This window comes from Kribbella caucasensis, assembly GCF_004361855.1.
In the GTDB taxonomy this organism is placed as follows: Bacteria; Actinomycetota; Actinomycetes; order Propionibacteriales; family Kribbellaceae; genus Kribbella; species Kribbella caucasensis.
The window spans coordinates 1-10,353 of sequence record NZ_SNWQ01000057.1 but is presented as its reverse complement, the minus strand read 5'-3'; the positions used below and the strand labels follow the sequence as shown (position 1 = coordinate 10,353).

The following is a 10,353-nucleotide window of genomic DNA, read 5'->3' as shown; positions in this document are numbered from 1 at the left end:
CCGGATTAGTGCCTTGAGGACGCACTAACCAACCACATATCCGCAGGTCAGCGCGTTCCAGCACCTGAAAATCTGCTCAACTGACCCAACTCAGGCCGGGCGGTCGCGACTGATGTCAACTGGGTTCACGGCACCGGCCCCGAGGTGCGCGGGCTGGCCGAGGCTCTGTTGGTCACCCTCGCGGGGCGACCGCAGGGTCTGGCGGACCTCGAAGGCCCCGGTCTCGACACCCTGGCAGCGCGGCTGCGGTCCTGACCAGAAGGCACACGCTTCTGCCGCCGATAGTCGATGCTCGAAACTGCCACAGAGGCCGCAGGTCATCAAGCTGCTGAGGCCGGGCTGCGCTGTTCGGCCGGCTTCGATCGGGGTCTATATCCCACGGGAGGCGGTGATTCAGCGTGCAGACGCGCATCCGATGCATGTGCGTGCCGCCGGTCTCGCCTCGAGCCGGGCTTTCGCGATCGGCTGTCCGCACCGCTCACAGATCCCGTAGGTGCCGGCCACCAGCCGCTCGATTGCCGCCTCGACCTCTGCCAAGTGACCCTGGACCTGCAGCACAAGCGCTCCGACCTGGGACCTCTCGAACGCGATCGTCGCACCCTCAGGATCGTGCTCGTCATCGGCGTTGGCGTCACGGGAGGCCGCCACCACCTCGTTGAAGTCGCCGGTCAGGCCCGCGAGGCGCCGGAGCGCCTGTTGTCGTTCCGCCTCGAGCAGCTCGCGAGCCCTGTCCATCCGCCAATGCTGACACCGCTTGCCGTCATGAAAGGCGCCCGGGCAGCCTTTCAGGAGGTCCGCACAGCCGCAAATCCGCGCGCTCATGCCGAGATCAGTACGGCTGATCTTGATGTGCCAGACTGCCGCTAGCATCGTCGGCATGGCAACGCGGCTTGTTCAGATCAACATGAAGGCTCGGGACGACTCCGCGCTGGGCAGTTTCTGGGCGGAGGCGCTCGGCTGGAGAGTCTCCAGCGAGGGACCCGGCGTGACCAACCTCGAACCCGAGGGCTTCGTCTATCCCGACCCCGTCGCCGTCTGCCTCGACCTCATCGCCTCCCCGGAACCCAAGACGGTGAAGAACCGCGTGCACGTCGACCTCGCCACCACCTCGGCGGCCCATCAGGCGGAGGTGGTCACGCGCCTGAAGGATCTCGGCGCAACACCCGCCGACGTAGGCCAGGGCGACGTCCCATGGACGGTCATGGCCGACCCAGAGGGCAACGAGTTCTGCGTGCTGGACTCGCTCTACCAAGACACCGGACCGATCGCCACGGTAGTGGTCGACTGCGCGGATCCGCGAGCCATGGCCCGCTTCTGGGGCCAGGCCATGGACTGGACCCTACACAAGGTGACCGACCACAACGCGGTACTGCGCTCCGCCAAGGGCGTCGGCCCATATCTGCAGTTCCTCCGCACACCCGACGTGAAGACCGTGTGGAACCGAGTCCATCTCGACCTCCGCCCATACCCAGGTGACGACCTGGAGGCAGAGGCGGCCAGACTGCGGACTCTCGGCGCCACCGCCATCGACCTAGGCCAGAGCGACGTCCCGTGGACGGTCCTCGCCGACCCGGAAGGCAACGAGTTCTGCCTCCTCGCCCCAGGCTGACCCAAACCCTCTTCATCCGCTCACTACGGCCACGAGCCCGGATTTGCGACGCGCCCTAGCCGGCATTGCCTACAAGTAATTCGGTGCATTCGGCCGACGCCGGCTCATGCGTCGGACTTCGCCTCGATCGCGTCGAGGTCGCGTACGGCGTAGCGGTGGTGCTCCCACTCCTCCTCGAGGATCACGTGCAGGCACGAGAGGGTGGTCTCCGGGTATTCGGGATCATGGGGGTTCTTGCGGGTCGCGGCCAGCTTGTCTGACGTGACGGCGACGAGGAAGTCGCGCACCATGGCGACGCGGCCCGCTCGGACCTCGAGCACCTCGGCGTACGACGGTGTGACCGTCGCGAAGATCGACATGTCCAAGCCGGGTTCGTCCTCGGCGCCGGCGTCCGTTTGACCGATGGGGTGGAATGGCTGTTCGATCTCCAGAATCGCCCGGCCCAGCCACATGTCCGTGGCAAGGACCAGGTGCCGCAGCGTCTGCGCGAACGACCACTCCCCGTCTACCGAAACGTCGACCGTGCCAGCCGGCATCGCCGCGACGCGCTCGAGCGTGGCCGCCCATATGCGCTCGAGCGTGGCCCAGGCCGCGCGCAGGCCATCCGGATCTTCGGCGCGCCGGTCGGCGCGCCCGGGAAAGCGGCGGTTGAGCTCGGCCTCGACGAAGGGGATCACGTCGACGCCGTTGACGCGCAAGAAGCTCTCGCCGTCGAACAGCCACGGTGCGTCGATGTCCGCCCTCTCCACTTGGACGCCGCGCATCACGACGTCAGATAGGTCAGCCCCGACGAACCGGGCGCCACGCAGGTTCGCGTCGACGAACTCCGCTCCCTGCAGGTCGTCGGACCGGGTGAAGGTTGCCATGACTTCTCCTTGTCGAGCGCGCCCTCGCGTTTCACGGCCAAATTATCGACCACATGCGCATTCTCATGCCGCCATCGCGCACATGCCGGTGAGCTGCGGTAGGGGCGGTGCCGGCCAAGACCCTTGAGCCAATCGCGACCTCACTGCTGTTCACTGGTGTCGTGGTTGCGCAGGACCAGCGCCTGGGGATGGCGCACTTGGCCGATGGCGGGGCGGGTGGCCTATGCCCTGACAGGCAGCGGGCCGTTCCTGCTGGTTGCGCCGGGATGGCTCAGTCATCTCGAGCTCGGATGGGCCATCCCCGCCGAGCGCATGTTCCACGAGTCGCTGTCGTCGGGCCGCACGTTGGTGCGCTACGACCGCCCTGGTTGTGGCCTCTCAGACGCCTACGACGGCCCTCGCACGATGGCGCTCGAGCTTGCCACGATCGCCGCGGTGACCGAAGCGCTCGGCGTTACCCGCTGTGACGTCCTGGGCTGGTCGCTTGGGGCGGCGGTGGCCGCGCAGTGGGCCGCCGATCAGCCGGAGAAGGTTTCGCGTCTGGTGCTGTACGGCGGCTGGGCGACCGGTGACGCCATCGGCGACGAGGACAGCAAGCGGCACGTGCTCGGGCTGCTTGCCTCTCACTGGGGTCTGGGATCAGACCTGCTCACCGATCTCTTCGCACCCGAGGCTGATGCCGGCACCCGCCTCGCTCTCGCCCGCTACCAGCGCGCAGCCTCCTCGCCCGAGACAGCGGTCGCCTTGTTGCGTCTCGCTTACGCCCTGGACGTGCTTCCGAGCCTCGCGCGGGTGCAGGCGCCGACGCTGGTGCTGCATCGGAGCGGAGACCGAGCCGCTCCGTTCGACCAGAGCAGGGTGCTCGCCGACGCGATCCCGGGCGCCCAGCTCGTGGAGCTCGTGGGTCGCTCGCACCTTCCTGCCATCGGGGATGTGGAGTCGCTGGTCGAACAGGTCCGACGCTTTCTCGGACTGCCACGGCTACGAAGGACCGTTCCCACGGGACTCACCGCCCGCCAGACAGAAGTCGCGGCCCTCGTGGCGGACGGCCTCACGAACCGCCAGTTGGCCGACCGCCTGGGAATCACCGAACGATCCGCCGAGTCGCACCTCGAGCGGATCCGGCTGCGGCTCGGGTTCAGATCTCGTTCCCAAGTCGCAGCCTGGTACGTCGCGCGACACCCGCACAAGTGAGGTAATTCCACGGCTGCGCCGGGGACGGCCACCCCGCAGCATGGAGACATGTCCCGACGCCCTGCCGATCTCCTCCTCTCGGCCGCCGCCTGGTTGGGGTTCGTCGTTGTCACCGTGTGGACGATGGCCTTCCTCGCCGGCGTGGTCGTCCCCAGGACCGTCGACGGACCCGACCGCACGACCACCGCTCGCGCCGTCGCCATCGACCTGGCGCTCCTGCTGTTCTTCGCCGTCCAGCACTCGGTGATGGCGCGTCGTCAGGTGAAGTCATGGCTGAGTCGGCGGATCCCGACGGCGCTCGAACGCACTTCCTACGTGCTCGCCACAGACATCTGCCTCGCGCTGCTGCTGGTGCTCTGGCAACCCTGGGGTGAGCAGATCTGGCACGCCGAGGGCCCGGTCACGATCATCGCCTGGTCACTCTTCGCTGCCGGTTGGGCGCTGGCGATCACCGCAACGTTCGCGATCGATCACCTCGAACTCGTTGGGCTGCGGCAGGCCGGATGGGCAGCCGCTCGAGACCCCGGTCTCACCTCTGACCTATACGTCGGCGGTCTCTACACCGTCGTGCGACACCCGATGATGACGGGGCTGGTGCTGGCCTTCTGGGCGACACCACGGATGGGCGCATCGCATCTTCTCTTCGCCCTCGCCGCGACCGGCTACATCGCCGTTGGGATCAGGTTCGAGGAGCGCGACCTCCGCAACACGTTTGGAGCGTCGTACGACGACTACGCCGCCCGCGTCCCCGCCCTCCTGCCCAGACTTCCCATCCGGCGAGGCTCGGTGCACAGCCCAGACCGCCCGTAGGCGTCGTACAAGCAGAAGACCGGTCAGCAGTTGGGGCCTGCCGCCATGGCAAGATCGGCGGGGTGCAGATCGGGATGCTTGGATCATTTGAGGTTCGTACGGCCGATGGCGTCTTCGCCGACGTGCCGGGCGCCCGGTTGCGCGGGTTGTTGACCGCCCTTGCGCTCGAGCCAGGTCAGGTGGTCCCGAAGGCGAGGCTCGTCGACTGGATCTGGGGTGAGAATCCGCCCTCCGATGCGGCGAACGCCTTGCAGCGCTTGGTTTCCCGGCTGCGGAAGGTGCTGCCGGAAGGTGCGGTCGAGGGGCAGCCGGAAGGCTACCGGTTGACGGTGGAACCCGATGCTGTCGACGCCGTACGGTTCGAACGCCTCGTCGGTCAGGCCCGCAATGACGAGGATCCGCGCCGGGTAGGGCTGCTGCGCGAGGCCCTCGCATTGTGGCGCGGTGCGGCCATGCAGGACGTCGGTTTGCAGGACAGTGAGGCGTTTGAGGCGGCAGTCACCCGGCTCGAGCGGCTACGCCTGACCGCCATGGAGGATCGGTTCGATGCGGAGGTCAGCCTCGGCCACGGTGCGGAGCTTGTCACGGAGCTGACCGACCTGGTGGCCGCGCATCCGATGCGAGAACGGCTTGCCGCCGCGCTGATGCGTGCCCTCGCTGCGTCCGGTCGCGATTCAGAGGCGCTGCTCGTGTACGAGAACACGAGAGAAGCCCTGGCCGACGCGCTGGGCGTCGACCCTCACCGGAGCTGTCCGCAGTGCACGTCGCGCTGCTGCGGGGCGAGTTGGGACGGCGGGAGGAAAGCCGGAAGACCAACCTGCGTGCCGAGCTCACCAGCTACGTCGGCAAGAATGCCGATGTCGCCGCGGTCCGCGACCTCATCGCCGAACATCGGCTCACCACTCTTATCGGGCCGGGCGGCTCAGGGAAGACCAGGCTGGCCACGGAAACCGCGCGAACGCTGCTCGGCGACCTGCCGGACGGGGCCTGGCTGGTGGAGCTCGCGGCCATCGGTGCGGACGGTGACGTGGCTCAGGCGACGCTCGCCGGGCTCGGCCTCCGGGATGCCCTGCTGGCCGGCGAGGCACAGAACGCCGAGCCGACGGAACGGGTCATCGCAGCGATCCGCGAGCGGGAGCTGCTGCTGATCCTGGACAACTGCGAGCACGTGGTCGAGGCTGCGGCGGCATTCGCATATCGAGTGCTCGGGGAGTGCCGGCGGCTGCGGATCCTGGCGACGAGCAGGGAATCGCTGGGCATCACCGGTGAGGCACTTTGGCCGGTCGTGCCGTTGGCCTTGCCGGAGGAGGACGCCGGCCCTGGCGAGATCGAGTCCTCGCCGGCCGTCCAGTTGCTGCGGGACCGGGCGAGCGCCGTACGCAAGGATCTCGCGGTCGACGTCCAGACGTTGGCGACGATGGTGCGCGTCTGCCGGGCGCTGGACGGGATGCCGCTGGCGATCGAACTGGCCGCGGCCAGGTTGCGCACCATGTCCATCGATCAGCTCGCCAACCGGCTCGACGACCGGTTCCGCCTGCTGACCGGCGGCAGCCGTACCGCGTTGCCCCGTCACCGGACGCTGCGCGCGATGGTCGACTGGAGCTGGGAGCTGCTGACCGACGCCGAACGGACGGTTCTGCGTCGGCTCTCGGTGTTCTCGGGTGGGGCGAGCCTGGAGGCGGCCGAGCGGGTCTGCGTCGGCGACGCGGTCGAGCGGGAGGCCGTGCTCGAGTTGCTCACCGCACTGGCTGAGAAGTCGCTGCTGGTCGCTGCGAGCGACGGCGCACCGCGGTACCGGATGCTGGGCACGATCAAGGAGTACGCCGCTGACCGCCTGGCGGAGGTGGGGGAATCGGATCTGGCGCGCCACGCGCATCTCGCCTACTTCACCGAACTCACCCAGACCGCGGAGCCCCAGCTTCGCCGCGCCGAGCAAGTCGAATGGCTCGCCACGCTCGCTGCCGATCACGACAACATCAGTTCCGCGATGCGTGGGGCGCTCGCGGCCGGCGAGGCGCAGGAGGCGATGCGGCTCGCGGCGGGCGCCGGCTGGTACTGGTGGCTCGGCGGACACCGGACCGAAGGCAACGAGCTGATCACCGCGGCCACCGAAACGCCTGGCGAGGTGACCGACGATATCCGGGCCACGGTGTACGCGCTCGTCGTGTTGTTCCTGAACTCCGGTCCGGGCGACGAACACCATGCGGCGGAGTGGATCCACAAGGCGTACCGGTTCAGCCAGATCAGTCAACGCAGGCACCCGGGGATGGCGCTCGCCGTCCCGCTGGAACTCATGTTGCAGGGGTCGGACCCGTTGGCCGCGTGGGAACCATTGCTGGACGACGAGGACCCCTGGGTACGCGCACTGACCCGGCTGCACCTCGGCAAGATGCGGACCATCCTCGGCCACGGCGGGCGGGAGGCGGACACGTATCTCGAGTCGGCGCTCGCCGAGTTCCGGGCCCTCGGTGAACGGTTCGGGATCTCGTTCGCCCTGACCGAGCTGGCGGAACGGATCGCCGTACGCGGAGAGTTCGCCGCTGCGTGTGAGCACTACGAAGAGGCGATCGCGGCCGTCACGGAAGTCGGTACGATCGAGGACGTCATCCCGATGCGGTCGCGACAGGCTCAGCTGTACTGGCTGCTGGGCGATGAGGACGCCAGCGCGGCCGCCACAGCCGAGGCCCTGCGGTGCGCCGAGCGGGTCACGTGGCCCGGTGCGCTGGCTCACCTGGCCCTCTCCCAGGCGGAACTCGCTCGCTGGCGCGGCGACGCCGAGGAGGCGTCCCGGCAACTCGGCGTCGCGACGACGTTGCTGGGCGACGAAGCGAAGCACATCCGCGCGGGGACACACGACCTGCTGGGCTACCTTGCCGACGATCTCGGTGAGGCCCGCAAGCACCGCGCCGCGGCCTGCGAGGCGGCGGCCGAGGCGGGGCACGCGGCCGTGATCGCGCGGATACTCGTCGGAGTCGCGGATCTGGCACTGCGCTGCGACCAGTACGAGCAGGCCGCACGGTTGCTCGCGGCAAGCGTCGCCGTGCGCGGCCTGCCGGATCGTTCCCACCCGGACGAGGCCCGGATCGAGCAGACAGTGCGGCGCCGCCTCGGCGAAGCGAAGTTCGCGGAGGCGGCGCAGGAAGGCACCCAGACGAGCTGGACTCAGTTGGTCGAGGTCACGCTCGCTTCGTGAAGGTGGAGCGGGCCCACAGGTACCCGACGAGAGCGATCCCGACGCACCAGGCGATGGCGGCGGTCGCGTCGCCGGTGTCCGGTGCGCCGTTGAGCAGCCCGCGCATGGTTTCGATGATCGGCGTGAAGGGCTGGTACTCCGCGAACTGCCGCAGGCCCGGTCCCATGTTCTCCGCCGGTACGATCGCGCTGCTGAAGAACGGCAGCATGACCAACGGTACGGAGGCCAGACCCGCCGTTTCCGGAGATTTCGCGAACAATCCCAGGGCGACCGTGAGCCAGCCGGCCGCGAAACCGAGCAGCACGATGATGCCGATCACGCCGAGCCAATCGACGAAACTCGCCGCCGGGCTGAATCCCAGCAGGAAAGCCACTCCGACGAGGGCCGCAATGGCGATCAGGTTGGTCAGTACGCTGGCGACGACGTGACCGGTCAGCACCGCACCCCGGGAGACGTCCATGGTCTTGAACCGGTTGATGATGCCCTTCGTCATGTCGGAGTTCACCGATGTCGCGGTGGCTCCCAGCCCGTAACAAACTGCCAGCAGCATCAGTCCAGGCGTCGCGTAATCGATGTAGTCGACACCGACGTTGAAGGAATCTCCGAACATGTACACGAACATCAACATGATCACGATCGGCATCAGGACCGCGTTGAACACCGAGGTCGGATTCCGGGCGATGTGTTTGAAGTCGCGACGCAACATGACCAGCGAATGGGACTTGGCGCTCATTTCGCGACTACCTCCGTGGTGTGGCCCGTCAGGGCGAGGAAAACGTCATCAAGGTCCGGTGTGTGAACGGAGAACTCGTCGGCATTGATCGAGTACTCATCGAGCCTGTCCAGCAGGGCCCGCAGCGACTTCGTCCCACCATCTCCAGGAACCCGCAAGGCCAGTGCTCGTCGTCCCGGGTGGAGTCGGTGAGGACCCGCGCGGCCGCGTCGAGTTCGGCGACAGTGCTGAACCGGAGCCGGACGTGCGTCCCGGGGATCTGGCGTTTGAGCTCGTCGGGAGTGCCCTGGGCGACCAGGCGGCCCTGATTGAGTACGGCGATCTGGTCGGCGAGCTGATCGGCTTCGTCGAGGTACTGGGTGGTGAGGAAAATGGTCACGCCATCGGCGACCAGGTCACGGACGATCGCCCACATCGTGCGACGGCTGCGCGGATCCAGTCCCGTCGTCGGCTCGTCCAGGAAGATGATCCGCGGGTTGCCGACGAGCGTCATCGCCAGGTCCAGCTTCCGCTTCATACCCCCCGAATAGGTCGACACTGGCTTCCGCGCCGACTCCACCAGCTCGAACTGCTCCAGCAGGTCCGTGACGACCCCTCTGCCGACGGGCACCTGGCTCAGATCCACCATCAGCTGCAGGTTCTCCTGCCCTGTCAGCAGTTCGTCCACCGCCGCGAACTGGCCGGTGACCCCGATCGCCGCGCGCACGGCCTTGGCGTCGGTCGCGACATCATGGCCGGCCACGCGGGCCGTCCCACCGTCGGCTTTCATCAACGTGGTCAGAATGTTCACCGTCGTCGTCTTGCCCGCCCCATTCGGGCCGAGCAGGGAAAAGACCGTGCCCGCAGGAACATCGAGATCGATGCCATCGAGAACGGTCTTGTCCCCAAAGGCCTTTCGCAGCCCTGAAACCGCAATCGCAGAAGTTGTCATGCGACAACCATCGGCGTCCGGCCAGACACCGCGCTGACACGCCCCTGACACGCCCACCGCCACGGCGTTCGTACGTCGTTCGGCCAGGTCAGGGGCGGTGCGCATCCGGTACCAGACATGCGTGTACGGTCGCGACCACGCTGGCCGCGACCGTACACAGGATTGATCCGAGCTACTTCCCGCTGGACGTACCGGCCACCAGTGGCAGCGAAACCGCAGTACCGGCCAGGTCGACAGTGACCTTGGCCCCAGTGCACGCCCTGGAGGCATAGGTCAGGGCCCCGTCGTGCATGGCGGGCCGTGCACGACGGCAGGTACCGCGCCAGACGTGATCTCTTTCGATCAGTCGGCTTCCGGGTCGTGTATGAACTTGCGGACATCTTGTGCACAGCGACAGGCGACCGCGGTTTTCGCGGCCCACTCCAGGGCCGCCTCCCGGGTGGGTACGTCGACGATCATCAAGCCGCCGATGAGCTCCTTGCTCTCCGGATACGGGCCGTCGGTGACCAGCCCGTCGGTGGCCACCACGGCGTGCTCCACGTCGCCGTCGTCGTACCTCAGCCCGCCGGCGAAGACGAACACCCCGGCGTCCTTGGCTTCCTGGACCACCGCGTGGCTGGTCTTGCCCACCTCGGGGAAGTCCTCCTCGGGGATATGGTCCATCGCGCCCTTCTCGAACGAGATCAGGTACTTCGGCATCTCATCACTCCTTGTCCCAGGCGGCCGTCCTCCGGCCGCCTCTCACCCCTGCAACGAACGGCTCGCTCCAGATCCGACAGGCAGTCGGCAGAAATTCTCACGACCCGTCGATCCACGGGCCACGTCGCCGGACTCCGGATCCGATCCATGGGCATCCTCCCCTGATCCATCGGATCAATGACCAGCGGGTTGTCATGACGGCTAAGACTGCGTGCCAGTAGGGCAATACCGGTAACTTTAGCTCTGGCGCACGATGTTGATCGTGTCCGGCGGGGGTTGGGTCAGGTGGCGGTCGATGGGCTTCTTGGCGGGGAATGG

8 protein-coding genes and 2 pseudogenes are annotated in these 10,353 nt (G+C 67.6%); 5 read left to right on the top strand and 5 right to left on the bottom strand.

From position 1 onward, the window contains the following. Nucleotides 1-393: 393 nt before the first annotated feature. Nucleotides 394-735: a TraR/DksA family transcriptional regulator gene (locus EV643_RS43345; RefSeq protein WP_133806071.1), complete on the bottom strand. Its 342-nt coding sequence runs from the start codon at nucleotides 733-735 to the stop codon at nucleotides 394-396. Between the two features lie 142 nt (nucleotides 736-877). On the opposite strand from EV643_RS43345, the gene EV643_RS46325 reads away from it, so the two are divergent. Then, nucleotides 878-1,609: a VOC family protein gene (locus EV643_RS46325; protein ID WP_133806070.1), complete on the top strand. Its 732-nt coding sequence runs from the start codon at nucleotides 878-880 to the stop codon at nucleotides 1,607-1,609. A gap of 104 nt (nucleotides 1,610-1,713) precedes the next feature. Here the strand turns inward: EV643_RS46325 and EV643_RS43335 are convergent, their stop codons facing one another. After that, the gene (locus tag EV643_RS43335) at nucleotides 1,714-2,475 is read right to left on the bottom strand and encodes a DinB family protein (RefSeq protein WP_133806069.1); all 762 of its coding nucleotides are present in this window, start codon (nucleotides 2,473-2,475) and stop codon (nucleotides 1,714-1,716) included. A 204-nt stretch (nucleotides 2,476-2,679) separates the two neighbouring features. On the opposite strand from EV643_RS43335, the gene EV643_RS43330 reads away from it, so the two are divergent. The 4 genes and pseudogenes from EV643_RS43330 to EV643_RS43320 all read left to right on the top strand — a co-directional run bounded on the left by EV643_RS43330 (nucleotide 2,680) and on the right by EV643_RS43320 (nucleotide 7,672). Continuing rightward, complete coding sequence (locus tag EV643_RS43330; protein WP_133806068.1) at nucleotides 2,680-3,669, top strand: alpha/beta fold hydrolase; 990 nt, start codon at nucleotides 2,680-2,682, stop codon at nucleotides 3,667-3,669. A 48-nt stretch (nucleotides 3,670-3,717) separates the two neighbouring features. Further along, the gene (locus EV643_RS43325; protein ID WP_133806067.1) at nucleotides 3,718-4,479 is read left to right on the top strand and encodes a methyltransferase family protein; all 762 of its coding nucleotides are present in this window, start codon (nucleotides 3,718-3,720) and stop codon (nucleotides 4,477-4,479) included. 74 nt (nucleotides 4,480-4,553) lie between these two features. After that, nucleotides 4,554-5,165 (top strand): annotated as a pseudogene (locus EV643_RS46320) (AfsR/SARP family transcriptional regulator); the annotation flags it as partial. Nucleotides 5,166-5,236: 71 nt separating this feature from the next. Next, nucleotides 5,237-7,672, top strand: coding sequence for an ATP-binding protein (locus tag EV643_RS43320; RefSeq protein ID WP_238166217.1), 2,436 nt, complete (start codon nucleotides 5,237-5,239; stop codon nucleotides 7,670-7,672). On the opposite strand, the gene EV643_RS43315 is transcribed toward EV643_RS43320, so the two are convergent. The 3 genes and pseudogenes from EV643_RS43315 to EV643_RS43305 form a co-directional block, all read right to left on the bottom strand. Continuing rightward, entirely contained in the window at nucleotides 7,656-8,405 is a 750-nt protein-coding gene (locus tag EV643_RS43315; protein ID WP_133806066.1) for an ABC transporter permease, read from the bottom strand. The two genes, EV643_RS43320 and EV643_RS43315, sit on opposite strands and share 17 nt — an antisense overlap. Beyond that, nucleotides 8,402-9,336 (bottom strand): annotated as a pseudogene (locus tag EV643_RS43310) (ATP-binding cassette domain-containing protein). The gene EV643_RS43315 and the pseudogene EV643_RS43310 overlap by 4 nt, the downstream one beginning before the upstream one ends. A gap of 342 nt (nucleotides 9,337-9,678) precedes the next feature. Continuing rightward, entirely contained in the window at nucleotides 9,679-10,035 is a 357-nt protein-coding gene (locus EV643_RS43305) for a YciI family protein (protein ID WP_133806065.1), read from the bottom strand. Nucleotides 10,036-10,353 lie beyond the last annotated feature (318 nt).